18 protein-coding genes, 2 tRNA genes and 1 rRNA gene are annotated in these 20,755 nt (G+C 54.4%); 8 read left to right on the top strand and 13 right to left on the bottom strand.

Annotated features, from left to right (window positions below; genetic code table 11):
* Positions 1-48: 48 nt before the first annotated feature.
* Positions 49-1,539, top strand: coding sequence for a PLP-dependent aminotransferase family protein (locus FD737_RS13845; protein ID WP_160833746.1), 1,491 nt, complete (start codon positions 49-51; stop codon positions 1,537-1,539).
* Here the strand turns inward: FD737_RS13845 and FD737_RS13840 are convergent.
* Positions 1,506-2,129 (bottom strand): glutathione S-transferase family protein, encoded by a 624-nt coding sequence (locus FD737_RS13840; RefSeq protein WP_160833745.1) that lies wholly within the window; start codon positions 2,127-2,129, stop codon positions 1,506-1,508. The two genes, FD737_RS13845 and FD737_RS13840, sit on opposite strands and share 34 nt — an antisense overlap.
* Before the next feature lie 113 nt (positions 2,130-2,242).
* Here FD737_RS13840 and FD737_RS13835 point away from each other — a divergent pair, with 113 nt between their 5' ends.
* On the top strand, positions 2,243-3,091 hold the full coding sequence (locus FD737_RS13835) for a PhzF family phenazine biosynthesis protein (protein ID WP_160833744.1): 849 nt from the start codon (positions 2,243-2,245) through the stop codon (positions 3,089-3,091).
* 96 nt (positions 3,092-3,187) lie between these two features.
* On the opposite strand, the gene FD737_RS13830 is transcribed toward FD737_RS13835, so the two are convergent.
* Positions 3,188-3,946, bottom strand: coding sequence for an SDR family NAD(P)-dependent oxidoreductase (locus tag FD737_RS13830; protein ID WP_160833743.1), 759 nt, complete (start codon positions 3,944-3,946; stop codon positions 3,188-3,190).
* Between the two features lie 115 nt (positions 3,947-4,061).
* Here FD737_RS13830 and FD737_RS13825 point away from each other — a divergent pair, with 115 nt between their 5' ends.
* From FD737_RS13825 to FD737_RS13815, 3 genes are all read left to right on the top strand, one after another.
* Positions 4,062-4,961 carry a LysR family transcriptional regulator gene (locus FD737_RS13825; protein ID WP_160833742.1) on the top strand — a complete coding sequence of 300 codons (900 nt, stop codon included), beginning with the start codon at positions 4,062-4,064 and terminating at the stop codon, positions 4,959-4,961.
* 45 nt (positions 4,962-5,006) lie between these two features.
* Entirely contained in the window at positions 5,007-6,008 is a 1,002-nt protein-coding gene (gene yhjD, locus FD737_RS13820; protein WP_034819999.1) for an inner membrane protein YhjD, read from the top strand.
* Between the two features lie 289 nt (positions 6,009-6,297).
* Positions 6,298-7,632 carry an MFS transporter gene (locus tag FD737_RS13815; RefSeq protein ID WP_160833741.1) on the top strand — a complete coding sequence of 445 codons (1,335 nt, stop codon included), beginning with the start codon at positions 6,298-6,300 and terminating at the stop codon, positions 7,630-7,632.
* A gap of 263 nt (positions 7,633-7,895) precedes the next feature.
* Here FD737_RS13815 and ilvC read toward each other — a convergent pair whose 3' ends face one another.
* Positions 7,896-9,371, bottom strand: a complete 1,476-nt coding sequence (gene ilvC / locus FD737_RS13810) for a ketol-acid reductoisomerase (protein WP_160833740.1) — start codon at positions 9,369-9,371, stop codon at positions 7,896-7,898.
* Positions 9,372-9,532: 161 nt separating this feature from the next.
* Here ilvC and ilvY point away from each other — a divergent pair, with 161 nt between their 5' ends.
* Positions 9,533-10,414, top strand: coding sequence for an HTH-type transcriptional activator IlvY (gene ilvY, locus FD737_RS13805; RefSeq protein ID WP_034820008.1), 882 nt, complete (start codon positions 9,533-9,535; stop codon positions 10,412-10,414).
* Here ilvY and ilvA read toward each other — a convergent pair whose 3' ends face one another.
* The 6 genes from ilvA to ilvL form a co-directional block, all read right to left on the bottom strand.
* On the bottom strand, positions 10,415-11,962 hold the full coding sequence (gene ilvA, locus FD737_RS13800) for a threonine ammonia-lyase, biosynthetic (protein WP_160833739.1): 1,548 nt from the start codon (positions 11,960-11,962) through the stop codon (positions 10,415-10,417).
* A 6-nt stretch (positions 11,963-11,968) separates the two neighbouring features.
* A complete protein-coding gene (ilvD, locus tag FD737_RS13795; protein ID WP_160833738.1) occupies positions 11,969-13,819 on the bottom strand; it encodes a dihydroxy-acid dehydratase in 1,851 nt (616 codons plus the stop codon).
* A 61-nt stretch (positions 13,820-13,880) separates the two neighbouring features.
* On the bottom strand, positions 13,881-14,810 hold the full coding sequence (locus FD737_RS13790) for a branched-chain amino acid transaminase (RefSeq protein ID WP_034820022.1): 930 nt from the start codon (positions 14,808-14,810) through the stop codon (positions 13,881-13,883).
* Between the two features lie 18 nt (positions 14,811-14,828).
* On the bottom strand, positions 14,829-15,086 hold the full coding sequence (ilvM, locus tag FD737_RS13785) for an acetolactate synthase 2 small subunit (RefSeq protein ID WP_034820026.1): 258 nt from the start codon (positions 15,084-15,086) through the stop codon (positions 14,829-14,831).
* Positions 15,083-16,729, bottom strand: coding sequence for an acetolactate synthase 2 catalytic subunit (gene ilvG / locus FD737_RS13780; protein ID WP_160833737.1), 1,647 nt, complete (start codon positions 16,727-16,729; stop codon positions 15,083-15,085). Before ilvG ends, ilvM begins: the two co-directional genes overlap by 4 nt.
* Positions 16,730-16,878: 149 nt before the next feature.
* On the bottom strand, positions 16,879-16,977 hold the full coding sequence (gene ilvL, locus FD737_RS13775) for an ilv operon leader peptide (protein ID WP_071531048.1): 99 nt from the start codon (positions 16,975-16,977) through the stop codon (positions 16,879-16,881).
* A 327-nt stretch (positions 16,978-17,304) separates the two neighbouring features.
* Here ilvL and FD737_RS13770 point away from each other — a divergent pair, with 327 nt between their 5' ends.
* A complete protein-coding gene (locus tag FD737_RS13770; protein WP_160833736.1) occupies positions 17,305-18,825 on the top strand; it encodes a YifB family Mg chelatase-like AAA ATPase in 1,521 nt (506 codons plus the stop codon).
* Between the two features lie 30 nt (positions 18,826-18,855).
* Here FD737_RS13770 and FD737_RS13765 read toward each other — a convergent pair whose 3' ends face one another.
* Positions 18,856-19,194 carry a DUF413 domain-containing protein gene (locus FD737_RS13765; protein ID WP_007888811.1) on the bottom strand — a complete coding sequence of 113 codons (339 nt, stop codon included), beginning with the start codon at positions 19,192-19,194 and terminating at the stop codon, positions 18,856-18,858.
* A gap of 121 nt (positions 19,195-19,315) precedes the next feature.
* Between FD737_RS13765 and hdfR the strand changes: the two genes are divergently transcribed.
* The gene (gene hdfR / locus FD737_RS13760) at positions 19,316-20,137 is read left to right on the top strand and encodes an HTH-type transcriptional regulator HdfR (protein ID WP_034820037.1); all 822 of its coding nucleotides are present in this window, start codon (positions 19,316-19,318) and stop codon (positions 20,135-20,137) included.
* Between the two features lie 123 nt (positions 20,138-20,260).
* Here hdfR and FD737_RS13755 read toward each other — a convergent pair.
* The 3 genes from FD737_RS13755 to rrf form a co-directional block, all read right to left on the bottom strand.
* Positions 20,261-20,336, bottom strand: a tRNA-Trp gene (locus tag FD737_RS13755).
* 7 nt (positions 20,337-20,343) lie between these two features.
* Positions 20,344-20,420 (bottom strand) — tRNA-Asp (locus tag FD737_RS13750).
* A 102-nt stretch (positions 20,421-20,522) separates the two neighbouring features.
* A 5S ribosomal RNA gene (rrf, locus tag FD737_RS13745) occupies positions 20,523-20,638 on the bottom strand.
* Positions 20,639-20,755: the final 117 nt, after the last annotated feature.

The raw sequence follows: 20,755 nt of genomic DNA, 5'->3' as shown, positions 1-20,755 counted from the left end.
TACAGTTAACATTAATTTAGATTGTACCCATCGCACGCGGAGGCTTTTGTGTCCCTTCCCCTTTCATCCGGTCAAACGCTGTATCAGCAGCTGGCAGATAGCTTTGCCGAGTCGATTCATCAAGGCACACTGAAGCCGGGAAAACGGCTGCCCGCTATTCGCCGCGTGGCACAATCGCATCAGGTTAGCGTCAATACTGTGCTCAATGCCTGGCAAATCCTTGAAGATCGCGGCTTAATCGAAGCGCGCCCGCAGTCGGGCTATTACGTGCGTGGCGTGATGCCCGCCGTGACGCGTCCGCTCAAACCGCTGACCGCGAAAATCAACGACCCCAGCACGCAGAAGCTGGAACTGATTGAGCAGGTGTTTGCCGCGCAGAATAACGCTGATTACACCAATATCTCTCTGGCCTGCCCGCAGGATGGCACCTTTTATCCGGCAGCGCGCTTAGGTCGAATCACCTCAGGCATTTTACGGCATAACCCCGACATCATCGGGCGTTATGCGCTTCCGCCGGGTAGTGAGCGCTTACGGGAGGAGATTGCACGTCGCAGTCTGCACACCGGTATCAATCTGACCGCGCAAGAGATCACCCTCACCCACGGCTGCATGGAAGCGTTACAGCTGGCGCTGCGGGCGGTGACCAAGCCCGGCGACTGCATTGGGCTGGAATCTCCCACTTACTTCTTCCTGTTCCCCCTGCTGGCCTCTCTGGGCCTGAAGGCGCTGGAGATTCCCACCGATCCACAGCAAGGCTTGTCGCTGGATGCGCTGGAGATGTTGTTACAAGAGAAGCGCATTCAGGCGCTGATTGCCATGCCCGGCGCGCAGAATCCTCTCGGCTATGTGATGCCACTGGAGAATAAGAAGCGACTGGCGAAGTTAGTGAATACTTACCACGTTCCGATGCTGGAAGATGGGTTGTATGACGAACTGCAGTTTGACTGGCCACTCTCACCGCCGGTGAAAGCCTTTGATAGCGATGGCTGGGTGATTTACTGCACCAGCTTTACCAAAACCGTGGCGCCGGATTTCCGCGTGGGCTGGACTGCGGCCGGTCGCTTCCACCAAACCATTGCCCGTTTGAAAGCCGTCTCTTCGATGTCTGAATCGCGGCTGTTATGTGAAACCCTCGCCGAATTTCTGGCCAGCGGCGGGTACGATCATCATTTGCGCTCGCTGCGCCGCCGCTATGCCGCCAATCTTGATGCGGCACGCGGCATCATGGCGCGCCATTTTCCCCAGGGAACGCGCGCGACACTGCCAAAAGGTGGCTTTGTGTTTTGGGTAGAATTGCCGGGTAAAGTGGACACCGTGGAGATGTTCCATCGGTTACTGCAGGAGCAAATTTGCGTCACGCCGGGCGCGCTCTACACGCTGAGCGATCGTTATAAACACGCGCTGCGCCTCTCCTGCTGTTACCCGTTTGATGAACGTTATACGTGGGCACTGAAACGCACCGGCGCGCTAGCCTGTGAAATCACAGGCCTGGCACCGGGACAGGATCAGGGTTTGCCGTTGCGGCCCCAGGTGGTGTAACCCTCACGCTCGGTCAGACGCTCGTAATAGAGTTGCACGGCTGGGAAGTCAGGGTGCTCAAGCGGAGTTTCAAACCAGCGGTTAACGGCCAACCCTACCGGAATATCGGCCAGTGAGAAGTTGCGTCCTGCGACGTAGCGCCCGGTTTTTTGCAGATGCTGGTCAAGAATATTCATGGTGTGCGTCCAGCCTTTAATCGCGGCGGCCAGCAAACGCGGATCCTGATGGGCGGGCGAATTGCGCACCAGTGACATAAACGCATAGCGCCAGGAAGTATTGAGTTCGGTGGCTTGCCAGTCCATCCACTGATCTACCGGTGCACGCGCACGTGGGTTTTCAGGATAGAGCCAGTCGCCGCCATTGCTGTTGGCGAGATAGCGCAGAATGGCGTTGGATTCCCACATCACGAAGTCATCTTCGATGATCACCGGCACCATGGCATTAGGGTTGAGCGCCATGAATTCCGCCGAGTGCAGCGATTGCGGGTCTTCACCCCAGGGTTCGAGCTCATACGCGAGATCCAGTTCTGAACACAACCACAGAACTTTGCGCACGTTGATTGAAGAAGTACGACCAAGAACTTTTAACATAGCGGACTCCGATTCCAGAATTCTTAACCTATTCATAGTCCTGTTGGCTGCCATTAGCAATCTGCAGGATGTAAATCAGGATGTCAGAGTGCCTCAACCAGCAAGGAGTGAAAATGAAAGTCGCGTTTAAGCAGGTGGATGTGTTTACCTCATCAGCGTTCAAAGGTAATCCGCTGGCAGTGATTATGGATGCACAGGGATTAAGTGACGCCCAGCTGGCTGCTATTGCCCGCTGGACCAATTTGTCGGAAACCACCTTTGTCCTGCCAACACAGGATGCTGCGGCCGATTACCGGGTGCGCATTTTTACCACCGAAGGGGAATTGCCGTTTGCCGGGCATCCGACGCTGGGAGCAGCTCACGCCTTGCTGGAAGCGGGCTGGCAAGTGAAAACGCCGGGTAAGATCGTGCAAGAATGTGGCGTCGGCCTGGTGGATGTGCGTATCAGCGAGGATGGCGCGCTGGCCTTTGCGGCACCCAACGTGACGTTAACGCCATTTGATGACGCGTTGATGAGCAGCGCATTAAACAGCGAGGCCTTTGACACCCACCAGACGCCGACCATTGTCGATATGGGCATTCGCTGGCTGCTGATTCCGATGAACAGCGCACAGGCGGTGCTGGATGTGCAGGCCAGCGCGGCGGATCTGCTGCGCTTGCAAAAGCATGCCGACGTCAATGGGACTGCGCTGTTTGGCCCGCTGCCAGAGGATTGCGGCGAGCAATACGAAGTGCGCGCGCTGCTGGTTGAGAACGGCAGCCTGACCGAAGATCCGGTAACCGGCAGCGCCAACGCCTGTCTGGCACGTTACTTTGCGGCGCAGGGGAAAACTGAGGATTATCGCGCACGTCAGGGCAGCGCCATTCAGCGTGAAGGACGGATTCAGGTGAGTTTTAGTGGTGAGAGCATCTGGATTGGCGGCCAGACGGTGACCGTGATTGACGGGACGATTGAGATTTAAAACACGCGCAATAAATTGCGCCGCTACGTCCATCTGCACGGTTGCGTAGCGGCGCGATTTATCGCGCATTATTACAGCGTGCTTAATCGTGCATTCTTACAACGCCTGCCCACCTGAAGCTTCAATACGCTGCGCGGTGATCCAGCCGGTATCTTCGCTCAGGATGGCGCTGATGGCGTCACCGATATCATCTGGCTGGCCAACGCGACCCAGCGATGTCACCGAGGCAATGTGATCGTTGAGATCTTTGGTATCGCGCACGCGTCCACCGCCGAAATCAGTTTCAATCGCACCCGGCGCCAGAATATTGACGCGAATACGACGCTCGCCCAGCTCTTTGGCCTGATAGCGCGTCAGCACTTCCATCGCCCCTTTCACCGAGGCATAGGTGCCTGAACCCGGCAGCGTCATGCGCGTTAATCCGCTGGAGATGTTCAGGATGCGGCCACCATCGATAATCAGCGGCAGCAGCTTCTGCGTCAGGAAGTAAGGCCCTTTGAAGTGCACATTGATCAGTGCATCAAATTCTTCTTCCGTGGTTTCCGCAAACAACTTGTAGTGACCGTGACCGGCGTTGTTCACTAAATAATCAAAGGTGTCACGCTGCCAGGTTTTTTGCAGTGTCTCTTTCACCTGCGCCACGAAGCTGTCGAAGGTGCTGCTGTCGCCGACATCCAGCTGTAACGCCACCGCACGTGCGCCCAATGCTTCAATCTCTTTCACCACGGCCTGCGCTTCTTCCGCGTGACCACGATAGGTAAAAAGGATATCCACGCCTTTGGCCGCCAGTTTCAGCGCACCATTCTTGCCCAAACCGCGGTTACCGCCGGTAATCAATGCAATTTTATGACTCATGTTTCGCTCCAGATGGAAAATTGAACACGGGATAAGGATATTCGCTATAAATTGATCTATAAACGCAGAGGAATACGCAGCACTGTTTCACTAACAACAACAATCGGTGAACAACATGGATAAAATTCACGCAATGCAGGTTTTTGTGCGGGTGGCAGAAATGGGCAGTTTTACCCGTGCGGCTGAAAGTCTTGGACTACCTAAAGGCAGCGTATCGCGCCAGCTTCAGGCGCTGGAAAATCAAATGGGCACGCGTCTGCTGCATCGCACCACGCGGCGTGTTCATCTCACCCAGGATGGGCTGGTCTACTACGATCGCTGTCTTGATCTGTTGTCGATGCTCGACGATATGGACAGCCTGTTCCAGCACGATCCCGCCACCCTGAGCGGCAAGTTGCGCGTCGATATGTCGGTCGCCATGGCCACCGGATTTATCCTGCCGCGTTTGCCTGAGTTTCTGCAGCAGTATCCCGGCATCGAAATTGAGCTTAGCAGCAGCGATCGCCAGGTGGATGTGATTCGTGAAGGTTTTGACTGCGTGATCCGCGTGGGCGAGCTGAAAGATTCGGGTCTGATTGCGCGAAAAATCGGATCACATGCCTTGATTAATTGCGCCAGTCCCGACTACCTTTCCCGCTTCGGCATGCCGGTGCGCCTCGAAGATCTTGCACAGCACGCGATGGTGCATTACACCCAGCAGCTGGGGCAGCCCTCTTTGGGGTTTGAATATTTTGATGGTAAGCAGTGCCACTATGTTCAGACCGGCGGCGTGGTGACGGTGAACAGCACCGAAACTTATCGTGCCGCCTGCATCGCGGGATTAGGCATTATTCAGGTGCCCGCGATTGGTGTGCAGCCACTGCTGGAATCAGGCCAGTTAGTGGAAGTGCTGCATCACTTCCCCGCCAAGCCGATGCCGATTTCGTTGCTTTACCCACATCGCCGCAACGTAGCACGTCGCGTGCGGGTGTTTATGGAGTGGCTGAGTCAGGTGTTGCAGGAGTATGTGACATAAAGGGCTATAATTTTAATTTCGCAGTGAACAGGATGATTATCGTCTATGACAGACAAACCTAACCAAGAACCCACGGCTGAAAAGAAGCCGCTGATAGATATCAAGACCGGTAACAAAACCGTGGATGGCTCAATCCAGAACGTGTCGCGCTTTGCGGCCTGGTTCCAGGCCATTCCGGCGGTGGCGCATTTTATGCGCGCGCTGGATCGGTTTAACGATCGCCTCGGCAGCCAGTTTGGCGCAGCGATCACTTACTTCTCCTTCCTATCTCTGATACCGATTTTGATGGTCTCCTTTGCGGCAGTCGGTTTTGTGCTGGCGTCGAATCAGGATTTACTCACCGAGTTGATCAACAAAATCGTTAACAGCATCAGCGATCCTACGCTGGCCACTACGCTAAAGAACACCGTGAACACCGCGATTCAGCAGCGCGCGACGGTCGGGTTAACCGGTTTGCTGCTGGCGCTCTACTCTGGCATTAACTGGATGGGCAATTTGCGCGAGGCGGTGCGCGCGCAATCGCGTGATGTTTGGGAGCGTAAGCCGGACGATCAAGAGAAGTTATGGAAGAAATATGCGCGTGATTTGGTGTCGTTGCTGGGTCTGATGCTGGCGCTGGTGATTACCCTGTCGCTGACCTCCATTGCCGGTGCCGCGCAGAATGCCATCGTCAACGCGTTGGGATTGGAGGATATCGAGTGGCTGCGCCCGGCAATGACCATCATTGCGCTGTCGATTTCCATCTTTGCCAACTATCTGTTGTTCCTGTGGATTTTCTGGATTCTGCCGCGCCATAAGCCGCGCAAAAAAGCACTATTTCGCGGCACGCTGCTGGCGGCGATTGGTTTTGAAGTGATTAAATTTGTGATGACGCTGACGCTGCCAAAGCTGGCCACTTCGCCCTCTGGGGCAGCCTTTGGTTCAGTGCTGGGATTAATGGCGTTCTTTTACTTCTTTGCCCGTCTGACACTGTTCTGCGCCGCGTGGATAGCCACCGCAAAATACAAGGATGATAAAGAGATGCCGCAGCCGCATCAGGGCAATTAACATCGCAAAATTGTTACATTTGCCGCAACAGCTAAAAATGTTTCCTGCTGGCTATTATTCCAGCAAAAACCAGCAGGAAACGCTAAAGGGTCACTTTAATTTGGCCCTTTTGCAGAGATTCCCGCCAAAAAAGTGACACTTCCCGTTCCCATCACCCGCCGATTGCCGCAACTCAGAAATTATCCACTTTTTCGCCGAAAAAGCCTGTTCTGGCGCGGGTTTTCATCATTGAATGCCGCAAAACAGGTGCGTAAGATTCTCTGTCTACATTTACAATTAAGAAACAGTCATGCAAGCCTCCATCACAGAAACACTCGACAAAAAACACGACGACACGCCCGTAAACTCACGCGGAAAAGTGGTCGTGGCATCGCTTGTCGGCACCGCGATCGAATTCTTCGATTTCTATATTTATGCCACTGCGGCCGTCATCGTCTTTCCGCATATTTTCTTCCCGCAGGGTGATGCCACCGTGGCCACGCTACAGTCGCTGGCTACGTTTGCTATCGCCTTCGTCGCGCGCCCGATTGGTTCTGCGCTATTCGGTCACTTTGGCGACCGCGTAGGCCGTAAAGCCACCCTGGTAGCATCGCTGCTGACCATGGGTGTCTCCACGGTATTGATCGGTCTGCTGCCTGGATACCAAACCATTGGCGTTGCTGCTCCGCTGCTGCTGGCGCTGGCGCGCTTTGGTCAGGGCCTGGGTCTTGGTGGTGAATGGGGCGGCGCCGCTCTGTTAGCAACCGAAAATGCGCCAGCGAAAAAACGTGCACTTTATGGTTCGTTCCCACAGCTTGGCGCGCCAATTGGCTTCTTCTTCGCCAACGGTACTTTCCTGTTGCTCTCCTGGCTGCTGACCGATGAGCAGTTCATGAACTGGGGCTGGCGCGTGCCGTTTATCCTTTCTGCGGTACTGGTACTGATTGGCCTGTATGTGCGCGTTTCGCTGCACGAAAGCCCGGTGTTTGCCAAAGTGCAGAAAGAGAATAAGCAGGTCAAAATGCCGATCGGCACGCTGCTGAGCAAGCATCTTACCGCCACCATTCTCGGCACCTTTATTATGCTGGCGACCTATACGCTGTTCTACATCATGACCGTCTACTCCATGAGCTACGGCACCGCAGCTGCTCCTGCCGGTCTGGGCTATTCGCGTAACAGCTTCCTGTGGATGCTGATGGTGGCGGTGATTGGCTTTGGTGTGATGGTGCCGATTGCAGGTCTGCTGGCAGACCGCTATGGCCGTCGTCGTACCATGATCACCATTACTTTGTTGATCATCGCCTTCGCACTGATGTTCCCGATGCTGCTGGGTTCAGGCTCACAGATTCTGGTAATGGGCTTCCTGTTGCTGGGTCTGAGCATCATGGGGCTGACGTTTGGCCCGATGGGCGCGCTGCTGCCAGAGCTGTTCCCGACCGAAGTGCGTTATACCGGCGCATCCTTCTCTTACAATCTGTCGTCGATTTTGGGTGCGTCTGTTGCGCCATATATTGCGACCTGGCTGAACGCCATCTACGGTTTGCAGGCGGTTGGTTTCTATCTGGCTTCAATGGCGGTACTGACGCTGATTGCGCTGATTGCCTGTAAAGAGACGCGCCATCAAACGCTGTACGAAGCGGTGTGATGGTTGCAGATTGTTATGATGAACCCGGCTCAGGCCGGGTTTTTTATTGGGTCGGAATTGAGATACGGGCGAATGACATGAGGGCACCGCGTTAGCGGCGCGAGGACGCCAGACCCTAAGCGGCCCCGGACTGCGTGATCGCCATGCGTTACGGCTCAATGGTGTTTTGTCGTGTCTGAGTGTGAGAAACCTATCTGATCAGGCATAAAAAAACCCCGGCAAGCCGGGGTTCTTCTTGTGCTGAAAACGGTGTTGCGTGTGGCTTAGCCAGCAACCGCGATACGTTTCATGTCGGTCATGTAGCCACGCAGCTTACGGCCAACCGCTTCGATTGGGTGCTGACGAACGGCTTCGTTAACATCACGCAGCTGCGCGTTATCAACCTGAGTGCCTTCAATCGCTTTGCCCAGATCGCCCGGCTGCAGGGTGGTCATGAACTCTTTCAGCAGTGGAACTGCCGCGAAGGAGAACAGGTAGTTACCGTATTCTGCGGTATCAGAGATAACCACGTTCATTTCATACAGACGCTTACGTGCGATGGTGTTCGCGATCAGCGGCAGCTCGTGCAGTGATTCGTAGTAAGCAGACTCTTCAATGATGCCTGCATCGATCATGGTTTCGAAGGCCAGCTCAACGCCCGCTTTCACCATCGCAACCATCACAACGCCTTTATCGTAGTATTCCTGCTCTTCGATTTTACCGTCGAACTGCGGTGCGTTTTCGAACGCGGTAGCACCGGTCTCTTCACGCCAGGTCAGCAGGTTCTTATCGTCGTTTGCCCAGTCAGCCATCATACCGGAAGAGAATTCACCCGAGATGATGTCATCCATGTGCTTCTGGAACAGCGGAGCCATGATGGTTTTCAGCTGCTCAGACAGTGCGTAAGCACGGATTTTCGCCGGGTTAGACAAGCGATCCATCATCAGGGTGATACCGCCGAACTTCAGTGATTCGGTGATGGTTTCCCAGCCGAACTGAATCAGTTTTTCGGTGTAAGCCGCGTCGTGACCTTCAGCCACCAGCTTATCGAAGCACAGCAGAGAACCGGCCTGCAGCATACCGCACAGGATAGTCTGCTCACCCATCAGGTCAGATTTCACTTCCGCAACGAAGGAAGATTCCAGTACGCCAGCACGGTCGCCGCCGGTGGCAGCAGCCCAGGCTTTAGCGATTGCCAGGCCTTCGCCTTTTGGATCGTTTTCTGGGTGAACCGCGATCAGGGTTGGAACACCGAAACCACGCTTGTACTCTTCACGCACTTCAGTGCCTGGGCACTTCGGCGCAACCATCACCACGGTGATGTCTTTACGGATGGTTTCACCCGATTCAACGATGTTGAAACCGTGTGAGTAGCCCAGCGCTGCGCCATCTTTCATCAGAGGCTGTACCGCTTTAACTACCGCTGAGTGCTGCTTGTCTGGCGTCAGGTTAACCACCAGATCCGCCTGCGGGATCAGCTCTTCGTAAGTACCCACTTTGAAACCGTTATCGGTCGCTTTGCGGAAAGAAGCACGCTTCTCAGCAATCGCTTCAGCACGCAGTGCATAAGCGATATCCAGACCGGAGTCACGCATGTTCAGACCCTGGTTCAGACCCTGAGCGCCACAGCCAACGATAACGACTTTCTTGCCTTTCAGGAAGCTAGCGCCATCCGCGAATTCATCGCGTGACATGAAACGACATTTGCCTAACTGCGCTAACTGGTTGCGCAGATTCAATGTGTTGAAGTAGTTAGCCATGGGTACTCCGGTTAGATGTTGTGTTTGCTTTTGTTCGGTAACGACACCGTATTCAGTGCCGCGAATGACCCCATCATATGACAGGAAATCCATTGCTTAAATTGATATATTAGCAAGGTCACATTGCAGAATTTGCAACAACACGTTGAGGTGAAACGCGCATGGATTTACGAGACCTGAAGCTCTTTCTTCATCTGGCCGAAAGCTGTCATTTTGGTCGCACCGCGCGTGCTATGCACGTCAGCCCTTCCACGCTCTCTCGCCAGATTCAGCGCCTTGAGGAAGATGTCGGTCACGCGCTGTTCCTGCGTGATAACCGCACCGTGACGCTCACTGAAGCCGGCGAGCGCCTCAAGCAATTTGCTCAGCAAACCTTGTTGCAATATCAACAGCTGCGCCACGTAATGGATCTGAACGGCCCGTCCCTCAGCGGCGAACTGCGCATTTTTTGCTCGGTGACCGCCGCTTACAGCCATTTGCCGCCGATTCTCGACCGCTTCCGCGCCGAACATCCGCAGGTGGAAATCAAACTCACCACCGGCGATGCCGCCGACGCAATTGAGATGGTGCAATCTGGCGAGGCAGATTTGGCCATTGCCGGACGTCCGGAATCGCTGCCCGCCAGCATCGACTTCACACCGCTCGCCATTCTTCCGCTGGTGCTGATCGCGCCCGCCCTGCCGTGTGCGGTGCGCAGCCAGGCCACACAGGCGCAACCTGATTGGTCGCAGATTCCGTTTATCGTGCCGGAACAAGGCCCGGTGCGGCGCGGCATTGATTTGTGGTTCCGCCGCCATCGCATCCCCAATCCACAAATTTACGCCACGGTTTCCGGGCATGAGGCGATTGTCTCGATGGTGGCGCTGGGATGTGGCATTGCGCTACTGCCGGATGTGGTGCTGGAGAACAGCCCGGAGCCGGTGCGTAATCGCGTGCTGACGCTGGAGAATGTCGAGTCGGTCGCGCCGCTGGAGCTTGGCGTGTGTGTACAAAAAAAGCGGCTCGGGGAGCCGCTTATCAGTGCTTTCTGGAACCTGCTGTAGTTACTGCCCGGCGAGGAAGAAACGGAACGCCGGGTTATTCGCTTCATCGTGCCATTCGTAGCCCAACGCCGTGAGATGGGTTTCGAAATCCGGCTCTTGATCGTTGGCTTCGAAGGCCGCCAGCACGCGACCAAAATCGGTGCCGTGGCTGCGATAGTGGAACAGCGAGATATTCCAGTGTGCGCCCAGCGTCTGCAGGAATTTCAGCAGCGCGCCCGGTGCTTCCGGGAATTCGAAGCTAAACAAGCGCTCGCGCAGCGGCTTCGATGGACGACCACCCACCATGTAGCGCACGTGCAGCTTCGCCATCTCATCATCAGACAGATCCACCACCTGATAACCACCTTCGCTGAGCTGGCTGATGATTTCACTGCGCTCTTCCAGACCGCGCGTTAAGCGCACCCCAACGAAGATGCAGGCGTTATCGGCATCCGCATAGCGATAGTTGAACTCGGTGATGGAACGGCCACCCAACGTCTGACAGAAACGCAGGAAACTGCCCTGCTGTTCTGGAATCGTCACCGCCAGCAATGCTTCGCGCTGTTCACCAATTTCACAGCGTTCTGACACGTAGCGCAGACCGTGGAAGTTGACGTTGGCGCCCGACAAGACGTGCGCAAGGCGCTCGCCTTTGATGTCGTGCTGCTGGATGTACTTCTTCATGCCCGCCAGCGCCAGCGCACCCGAAGGTTCCGCTACCGCACGCACATCTTCGAACAGGTCTTTCACTGCCGCGCAGATGGCATCGCTGTCCACGGTGATGATGTCATCGAGATACTCTTTGCACAGGCGGAAAGTTTCGCTGCCGATGCGCTTCACCGCTACACCTTCAGCAAACAACCCGACACGCGCCAGATCCACCGGCTCGCCCGCATCCAGTGCCGCTTTCAGGCAGGCCGAATCTTCCGACTCCACCGCGATCACTTTGATCTGCGGCATCAGCTGTTTAATCAGCACCGCCACGCCCGCTGCCAGCCCACCACCACCGACCGGCACAAACACGCGATCGATATGCGCATCCTGCTGCAACAGTTCCATCGCCAGCGTGCCCTGCCCGGCAATCACTGCCGGGTGGTCAAACGGGTGCACAAAGGTGTAACCCTGCTGCTCGGACAGCTCAATCGCTTTGGCTTTTGCCTCGTCGAAGTTAGCACCAAACAGATAAGCCTCACCGCCAAATGCGCGCACTGCATCAACCTTGATGTCTGCCGTGGCCAACGGCATCACAATCAGTGATTTGATGCCAAGCGTGCTGGCCGAGAGCGCCACACCCTGCGCGTGGTTACCGGCCGAAGCCGTAATCACGCCGCGTGCTTTTTGCTCTTCGGTCAGCCCGGCAATCATCGCGTACGCCCCGCGCAGCTTGAAGCTATGCACCGGCTGACGATCCTCACGCTTCACCAGAATGGTGTTGCCGAGACGCGATGAAATTTTTTCCATTTTTTGCAGCGGCGTGACCTGGGCAATTTCATACACAGGCGCACGCAGCACTGCGCGCAGATACTCCGCGCCGTTAGGCGACGCGGGTAGCGGTTGAGACTCAGCCATCAGTTGTTAGCCTCCCAGCTTGGACTTATCGCGTACCGCGCCTTTATCAGCGCTGGTCGCGAGTGATGCATAAGCACGCAGCGCGAAGGAGACGGCACGTTCACGATTGTGTGGTGTGTAAGCCGCTTCGCCACGCGCCTGCTCTTTTTCACGACGAGCATGGATTTCGTTGTCTGGCAGATCCAGATGGATACGACGGTTTGGGATATCCAGCTCGATCATGTCGCCATCCTGGATCAGCGCAATGGTGCCGCCGCTTGCCGCTTCTGGCGAGATGTGACCGACAGAGAGACCGGAAGAACCACCCGAGAAACGACCATCGGTGATCAGCGCACAGGCTTTGCCCAGACCCATCGATTTCAGATAAGTGGTTGGATAAAGCATTTCCTGCATGCCCGGACCACCTTTCGGTCCTTCGTAGCGAATCACCACGCAGTCGCCTGCCACCACTTTGCCACCGAGGATCGCGGCAACCGCATCATCCTGGCTTTCGTAGACTTTGGCCGGGCCTTTGAAGGTCAGCAATTCCGCGTCCACACTGGCGGTTTTCACGATACAACCATCTTCAGAGATGTTGCCGTACAACACTGCCAGGCCACCATCCTGAGAGAACGCGTGCTCACGAGTACGGATACAACCCTCTTTACGGTCATCATCCAGCGTGTCCCAACGGCAATCCTGTGAGAATGCCTGGGTGGTACGAATACCGGCTGGGCCCGCGCGGAACATTTTCTTCACTGCTTCGTCTTTGGTCAGCATGATGTCGTACTGATCCAGCGTTTCACGCATGCTCTGCTGCAGAACGTTGCGCGCACTGGTGTCGATCAGCCCTGCACGATCTAATTCGCCCAGAATCGCAACAACGCCACCCGCACGGTGCACATCTTCCATGTGATATTTCGGCGTACTTGGTGCCACTTTGCACAGGTGCGGCACTTTACGTGACAGGCGATCGATATCCGACATGTTGAATTCGATTTCGCCTTCCTGCGCCGCTGCCAGCAGGTGCAGAACGGTGTTGGTGGAACCGCCCATGGCGATATCCAGCGTCATCGCATTCTCAAATGCCGCTTTGGTAGCGATGTTGCGTGGTAATACGCGCTCATCCTCCTGCTCGTAATATTTTTTCGTCAGGCTAACTATGCGCTTACCGGCGTTGAGGAACAGCTCTTTACGGTCGGCGTGGGTCGCCAGCAGTGAACCGTTACCCGGCTGTGCCAGGCCCAGCGCTTCGGCCAGACAGTTCATGGAGTTGGCGGTGAACATCCCTGAGCAAGAACCGCAGGTTGGACAGGCAGAACGCTCGATTTTATCGCTGTCTTCATCGCTGACGTTCGGGTTCGCACCCTGGATCATCGCATCAACCAGATCCAGCTTGATGATTTTGTCGGACAGCTTGGTTTTACCGGCTTCCATCGGGCCGCCGGAGACAAAGATCACCGGGATATTGAGACGCAGTGCTGCCATCAACATGCCGGGAGTGATTTTGTCGCAGTTGGAGATACAGACCATGGCATCGGCGCAGTGCGCGTTGACCATGTACTCTACGGAATCGGCGATCAGCTCGCGCGAAGGCAGTGAATACAGCATGCCGCCATGACCCATGGCGATACCGTCATCCACCGCGATGGTGTTGAACTCTTTAGCAACACCACCGACAGCTTCGATTTGCTCAGCCACCAGCTTGCCCATATCGCGCAGGTGCACGTGGCCCGGTACGAACTGGGTGAATGAGTTAACTACGGCAATAATCGGCTTGCCGAAATCGTCATCGGTCATCCCTGTGGCGCGCCACAAGGCGCGGGCACCCGCCATATTACGGCCATGGGTGGTTGTGGCAGAACGGTACTTAGGCATGCTCTATTTACTCCAGTCTGAAATATGACGCGGGCGCAGCTGCACCCGCGTAACTGTCTTGTTATGGATTAACCTGATCCAACCAGCCGTACTTGTCTTCGGTTTCACCTGTGAACAGGCCGAAGAATGCGCTCTGAATTTTGGTGGTGACTGGACCACGTTTACCTGCACCCACCTGGATACCATCAACGCTGCGTACCGGGGTGATTTCTGCTGCCGTACCGGACATGAACACTTCGTCAGCCAGATACAGGGATTCACGCGACAAGGTTTGCTCACGCACTTCGATACCCAGGTCGATCGCCAGCTTGATGATGGCGTCACGGGTGATGCCTGGCAGGGCTGAAGAAGTGAACGGCGGCGTGAACAGAATGCCATCTTTCACTTCGAACAAGTTTTCGCCAGCACCTTCTGAAATATAGCCGTTGGTGTCGAGAGCGATACCTTCCTGATAGCCGTGGCGACGCGCTTCGCTGCCGACCAACAGTGAGGAGAGGTAGTTACCACCGGCTTTAGCCGCGGTTGGCAGGGTATTCGGTGCAACACGGTTCCATGAAGACACCATCGCATCGATACCATTTTCCAGTGCTTCAGCACCCAGGTAAGCACCCCATGGGAAAGCAGCGATGATCACGTCGGTGGTGTAGCCATCTGGCGGGTTCACACCCAGGCCTACGTCGCCAACAAACGCCAGCGGACGGATGTAAGCGCTTTTCAGTTTGTTTACACGAATCACTTCGCGGCAGGCTTCCATCAGCTCATCAACGCTGGCAGCGATAGGGAAACGATAAATTTTGGCGGAGTCGTGCAGACGCTGCATGTGTTCACGGTGACGGAACACCACTGGGCCTTTGTGCGAGTCGTAGCAGCGTACGCCTTCAAACACAGAAGTACCGTAGTGCAGTGCGTGAGACATCACGCTAACCTTGGCGTCTTCCCACTTAACCATCTCCCCGTTGAACCAAATAAAGTCTGCTTTCTTCGTACTCATTGCTATTTCCTTTGGCGACTAAGCGCGGATTTGTTGTGATGTCTGTTGCTGGATCTCGACACAAGCGACATCCATAAGTTTGCTTAACTGTGAAGACAGTAAATCGACCGAACGCTGGCTGGCAACGGTCATTTCGATGTTAATGTTTTCAGCGTTGATCGCAGATGCCATGTTCATCGAGCACACCTGGAAACCACGGTGGCGGACAACACGCAAAATGCGCTCCAATATTTCAGGGCGGAAGCGGGCTTCGATAGACAATTGATGCTGGTTCATGCGGTTTTCTCCATCATGTTTGCGTTGCTGGCACCCGGCGGTACCAATGGCCAGACGTTCTCATGCTCATCAATCGAAACATGCAGGAAGTAAGGACCTTCACTGTTCAGCAGAGCATCTATCGCGGCGTCGACCTGATCTTTACGGCTAATGTGCTGGCCTGGGATATCAAAGGCGCTGGCCAGCGTGAGGAAATCGGGGTTATCGGTGAGGATGGTTTCACTGTAGCGACCATCAAAGAACAACTGCTGCCACTGGCGCACCATGCCCAAACGTTGGTTGTCCAACAGCAAGATTTTCACCGGCAGCTTGCCGCGCTTAATAGTGCCCAGTTCCTGGATGTTCATCATGATTGAGCCATCGCCTGAAACGCAGATCACGGTGTCTTCCGGGCGAGCAACCTGCGCACCGATGGCGGCAGGCAGACCGAAGCCCATTGTGCCGAGGCCGCTGGAGGTGATGAAGTTTTCTGGCGCGGTGAAGCTCATATGCTGCGCAGCCCACATCTGATGCTGCCCAACATCGGTGGTCACCACCGCGCTGTCTGCTTTACGATCGGAGAGCTGTTTCAGCAGCAGCGGCGCGTAAATGGCTTCGCCTGGATGATCGTAACGCCAGTCAAACTCGGCTTTCATCGCTTTAACTTCGGTGCGCCAGCCCTCAATCTGCATCGGCATACTCAACGCAGGCAGCACCTGGTTCAAATCACCTTGCAACGAAACGTGCGCGCGACGCAATTTGTTCAACTCGGCCGGATCGATATCGATATGAATGACGTTCGCATGCGGGGCGAAGGTGTCTAACTTGCCGGTGACGCGGTCGTCGAAACGCGCGCCAACGGCAATCAGTAAATCGCAGGATTGCACGGCAAGGTTGGCAGCTTTGGTGCCGTGCATACCCAACATGCCAAGATAGAGATCGCTGCTGGCGTCTGCGCTTCCCAGGCCTTTCAACGTGGACACCGTTGGGATGCCGGTTGCTTCAGCCATAGCACGTAATGCAGGCACCGCTTGTGCCATGCCAACACCTCCGCCGATATACAGCATTGGCTTATGCGACTGCGCCATTAATGCGCGGGCTTCCGCGATATGCTCTGGCGAATGACTGATCGCCTCTTCAACCGGCAACAGGTGTGGGGTTAAATCGGCATTAGCAATTTGGATGTCTTTCGGGATATCCACCAGAACCGGACCGGGACGACCAGACTGGGCGATGGCAAAGGCTTCGGCCATCACGGAAGGCAAATCTTCGAGGGATTCAACCAGGAAACTGTGCTTGGTGCAGGCTAACGACAGGCCAAGAACGTCGATTTCCTGGAAGGCATCAGTGCCGATAAAAGCAGATGAAACCTGACCGGTGATCGCGACAACCGGGATCGAATCCATAAACGCATCCGCTAACCCGGTGATCAGGTTGGTGGCGCCGGGACCGGAAGTGGCGATACACACGCCGGTTTTACCGGTGGCACGGGCATAACCGATCGCCGCCATCACTGCACCTTGCTCATGACGACACAGTAGGTGTTCCACGCCGCCATCGTAGAGCGCATCGTACACTGGCATGATTGCGCCGCCAGGATAGCCAAACACTGTGTCGACACTCTGCGCGCGTAAAGCCTGAACTACCCACTGTGCACCTGTCATCGTTATTCTCCTGTATTCCTGGTGGAACAACAGAATTTTATGCTACTGCTCATAATCTGTTCCTCGCTGATTCGCTGATATTTAGCCAGGTCGAAAAAAAACCCCCGGACCTTTCGGTGCGGGGGTTTTTGGAATTCCGGGCTTGATTTTTAAGCCTTTCTTTCTCCAAGCGATGCCCCGCACGGTGGGATAATAATCACCACCACGCTAATCACGACTAGGCTAATCACTTGTAGAAGGGCTTTCATGTGTTGTCTGTTTTTTCGATTGTTCGAAGTAATACCTACAGAGTTACCATAGTTATCTACGCATTGACAATTATTTTCATAATGTTTTTTTATGACGTGAGTAATCGGTTTGGGTTATCGCCTTGTAAGTTAAAGGTTATTTTTAGATGTGAATATTTTTCATTACGTACGCGGCGTTACCGTCTTGTTAGTTTTGCGATATTGCCCTCAATTGCAGCGAACATCCTGTAAAAATCAGCGATTCGCTGGAATCAGGCACTGATATTTTTTAATCGCATTCGTATTCTGAATTTGCCCCCCGCATGATGAAGACAACAAGGAGTGGTTATGTCTTTATCAAAGGTTTTAACACGCGCGGCGCTCGGTGTGCAGGCACCATTGGTGACGGTCGAAGTACACATCAGTAAGGGCTTGCCCGCTTTGACGCTGGTTGGCCTGCCCGAAACCACGGTAAAAGAGGCCCGCGAACGGGTGCGCAGTGCCATTATCAATAGCGGATTCACCTTCCCGGCGAAACGCGTCACCATCAATTTGGCTCCTGCCGATCTGCCAAAAGAAGGTGGGCGCTACGACCTTCCCATCGCCATTGCGATTCTCGCGGCCTCAGAGCAGCTTCCTGACGCGAAACTGGCGCACTATGAGTTCCTGGGGGAGTTAGCACTCAACGGCGCGCTCTGTGGCGTTCAGGCCTCTATTCCTGCTGCGATGGCCGCTTTGCAAGCCGGCAGGCAGATGGTGTTAGCTGAAGAGAATCAACAGGATGTCGGATTGATTCAACAAGGGGAAACGCTGGTTGGAAAACATTTACTCGAGATCTGCGCCTTCCTGCATAACCAGTCAACACTCACTGTTGCGCATTATCAACCTGAGGCGCTGCAACAGGAAAGCCAGGATCTCAGCGAAATCATCGGTCAGGAACAAGGGCGCCGCGCCCTGGAGATCACTGCCGCTGGCGGGCATAACCTGTTACTGCTAGGACCGCCCGGCACAGGGAAAACCATGCTGGCGACTCGCCTGCCCGGCATTATGCCGCCTCTGGACGACCAGGAAGCGCTGGAGTGCGCAGCGATTAATAGCTTAGTCAGCAGCCGAAATATCCATCACCAGTGGCGCAGAAGGCCATTCAGAGCACCTCATCACAGTGCGTCGCTGTATGCATTAGTTGGAGGGGGTGCACTCCCGCGGCCAGGTGAGATTTCACTGGCGCATAATGGCGTCCTGTTTCTGGATGAACTCCCGGAGTTCGACCGCAAAGTACTGGATGCATTACGAGAGCCCATTGAATCTGGAGAGATCGCTATTTCCCGTACACGCGCCAAAGTCACTTATCCTGCCCGCTTTCAGTTGATTGGTGCCATGAACCCAAGTCCTACAGGACATTATCAAGGCAATCACAACCGATGCACGCCACAACAGGTGCTGCGCTATTTGAGCCGGCTCTCTGGCCCGTTCCTTGATCGCTTTGATCTGTCTCTGGAAATCCCGCTGCTTCCCAGCGGAACCTTAAGCCATAAACAGGAAGTCAGTGAGAGTAGCGAGAGCGTACTTAAACGCGTCCTTGCCGCGCGTCAGCGGCAAATCCAACGAGCAGGCAAAGTAAACGCGCATTTATCCAATCCGGAGATTGCCCAGTGCTGTGAGTTGAAGCAGGAAGATGCTGTATGGCTGGAAGCCGTATTAAACTCTTTGGGTCTTTCTGTGCGTGCGTGGCAACGTATTTTGAAAGTGGCCAGGACGATTGCCGATTTGGCGGAGGAAGAGAGGATTTCGCGACAGCATTTGCAGGAGGCAGTGGGCTATCGCAGCATTGACCGATTGCTCATCTATCTGCATAAAAGTCTGGAATAAAAAACGGGGCTTGAGAAGCCCCGTTATTTTTTAATCATCGCTATCGCTAAAGTCTTCCACAGTGTCCATCTGCGGCTTACCGCCAGACAATGTGTGGAAACGCTTAGGACGCTTAATACGTGCGGTATATTTCGACCAGACACGTTCAGCTTCCGTTTGCGGCTCACGCAGACCACGACATACTTCTAAAAACGAACGCTCTTCTTCTGTCGTGGGTTCACGCTTGGCGAGGTCCAGTTCATTGAAGGCGTAACCGTGGCGTTCCAGAAGCTGAGCTTCTTTAATGGTGAAGTCACCATGACGTGAAAAACCACGAGGGTAATGTTTGTTATCAAAGAAACGATTTGTTGTTGCGAAGCTATCCGCCATTTTACACGCTCCCGACTCTCTTATGGCCGTGCTATTTATGGCGCGGAGTATTAGATAGGCTTGACAGAGTGTAAAACAAAACATTTAAATCAGTACGACAAACATTTTTTGGGAGAATGCTGTGGATACGGAATTACTGAAAACTTTCCTCGAAGTGAGCAGAACACGCCATTTCGGGCGTGCTGCTGAAGCGCTTTACCTCACGCAATCTGCCGTTAGTTTTCGCATTCGTCAGCTGGAAAATCAGTTGGGGGTTAACCTTTTCACCCGTCACCGAAATAATATTCGTCTGACCTCTGCGGGTGAGCGTTTATTACCCTACGCAGAGAGCCTGATGAGTACCTGGCTGATGGCTAAAAAGGAAGTTTCACATACACAACAGCATCATGAGCTATCGATAGGTGCCAGCGCGTCGTTGTGGGAAGCTTATCTAACCCCTTGGTTAAAAACGCTTTATGAGAATCGTGAAAGTCTTCACCTTGAAGCACGTATCGCACAACGGCATTTGCTGGTAAAGCAATTACATGAGCGTCAGTTGGACCTTTTAATCACCACCGAAGCGCCCAAGATGGATGAATTAACCAGCCAACAGATTGGTCATATTTCACTCGCGCTCTTCCGCGCACGTAAGACTGAGAAACGTGAAAAATATGATTACATTAAACTGGAATGGGGTGCGGATTTTCATCAACATGAAAGTTATTTATCCAGTGATGATGTGCCAGTATTGACCACAACTTCAGCGCATGTGACACGTGAATTACTCCACACTACCGGCGCCTGCGCGTTTTTACCGGATTCATGGCACAGCATTTATAGTGATTTGATGGTTATTCCAGATACACCCGTTGCCGTTCGTCCACTCTATGCGGTGTGGCTGCAGAATAGCGATCAACAAGCACATATTCGTCAGCTGCTTAAATTTCCAGTATTGACGCAATAAAGCAATTGAGAGGGGTTTGAGTGTCGCGCAGTGAAACTCAAACCCTTTTCACTGACGAATTTATGAGGTAAATGCCAAATTTTGGACAAAAAAAATCCTTTGCCGAAGCAAAGGATTGTTTTCTGGCAGGGGCGGAGGGACTCGAACCCCCAACACCCGGTTTTGGAGACCGGTGCTCTACCAATTGAACTACGCCCCTAAAAGGGTGGCGGAACGGACGGGGCTCGAACCCGCGACCCCCTGCGTGACAGGCAGGTATTCTAACCAACTGAACTACCGCTCCACCGATTCTGTACCAAAATCAGAAAACCGTTCTGACTTCGGGTGTTTCGCCCTTTCAATGTCACCTGAAAGGTCACGACTCACGAATGAGTCTTAAATTGATGCCTGGCAGTTCCCTACTCTCGCATGGGGAGACCCCACACTACCATCGGCGCTACGGCGTTTCACTTCTGAGTTCGACATGGGGTCAGGTGGGACCACCGCGCTACAGCCGCCAGGCAAATTCTTGTGCTCTGTCCTGTGTCTTTTGTGCTGATGCTGCGTTGCTCTCCCTCGCGTAACTCAGTCACATACCTCAGTATGCTCCTTCGTTCCGTCCCGGTCGGCGCCTTGCCT

The organism is Pantoea sp. Seng, assembly GCF_009829935.1.
Classification (GTDB): domain Bacteria; phylum Pseudomonadota; class Gammaproteobacteria; order Enterobacterales; family Enterobacteriaceae; genus Pantoea; species Pantoea communis.
The sequence above is the reverse complement of the archived record's forward strand: the minus strand, read 5'-3'. Positions and strand labels throughout refer to the sequence as shown.

Excerpts from the sequence above, each read along its gene's own strand:
- FD737_RS13840 (WP_160833745.1), bottom strand. The coding sequence starts at position 2,129 with ATGTTAAAAGTTCTTGGTCGTACTTCTTCAATCAACGTGCGCAAAGTT.
- FD737_RS13835 (WP_160833744.1), top strand. The coding sequence starts at position 2,243 with ATGAAAGTCGCGTTTAAGCAGGTGGATGTGTTTACCTCATCAGCGTTC.
- FD737_RS13830 (WP_160833743.1), bottom strand. The coding sequence starts at position 3,946 with ATGAGTCATAAAATTGCATTGATTACCGGCGGTAACCGCGGTTTGGGC.
- FD737_RS13825 (WP_160833742.1), top strand. The coding sequence starts at position 4,062 with ATGGATAAAATTCACGCAATGCAGGTTTTTGTGCGGGTGGCAGAAATG.
- yhjD (WP_034819999.1), top strand. The coding sequence starts at position 5,007 with ATGACAGACAAACCTAACCAAGAACCCACGGCTGAAAAGAAGCCGCTG.
- FD737_RS13815 (WP_160833741.1), top strand. The coding sequence starts at position 6,298 with ATGCAAGCCTCCATCACAGAAACACTCGACAAAAAACACGACGACACG.
- ilvC (WP_160833740.1), bottom strand. The coding sequence starts at position 9,371 with ATGGCTAACTACTTCAACACATTGAATCTGCGCAACCAGTTAGCGCAG.
- ilvY (WP_034820008.1), top strand. The coding sequence starts at position 9,533 with ATGGATTTACGAGACCTGAAGCTCTTTCTTCATCTGGCCGAAAGCTGT.
- ilvA (WP_160833739.1), bottom strand. The coding sequence starts at position 11,962 with ATGGCTGAGTCTCAACCGCTACCCGCGTCGCCTAACGGCGCGGAGTAT.
- ilvD (WP_160833738.1), bottom strand. The coding sequence starts at position 13,819 with ATGCCTAAGTACCGTTCTGCCACAACCACCCATGGCCGTAATATGGCG.
- FD737_RS13790 (WP_034820022.1), bottom strand. The coding sequence starts at position 14,810 with ATGAGTACGAAGAAAGCAGACTTTATTTGGTTCAACGGGGAGATGGTT.
- ilvM (WP_034820026.1), bottom strand. The coding sequence starts at position 15,086 with ATGAACCAGCATCAATTGTCTATCGAAGCCCGCTTCCGCCCTGAAATA.
- ilvG (WP_160833737.1), bottom strand. The coding sequence starts at position 16,729 with ATGACAGGTGCACAGTGGGTAGTTCAGGCTTTACGCGCGCAGAGTGTC.
- ilvL (WP_071531048.1), bottom strand. The coding sequence starts at position 16,977 with ATGAAAGCCCTTCTACAAGTGATTAGCCTAGTCGTGATTAGCGTGGTG.
- FD737_RS13770 (WP_160833736.1), top strand. The coding sequence starts at position 17,305 with ATGTCTTTATCAAAGGTTTTAACACGCGCGGCGCTCGGTGTGCAGGCA.
- FD737_RS13765 (WP_007888811.1), bottom strand. The coding sequence starts at position 19,194 with ATGGCGGATAGCTTCGCAACAACAAATCGTTTCTTTGATAACAAACAT.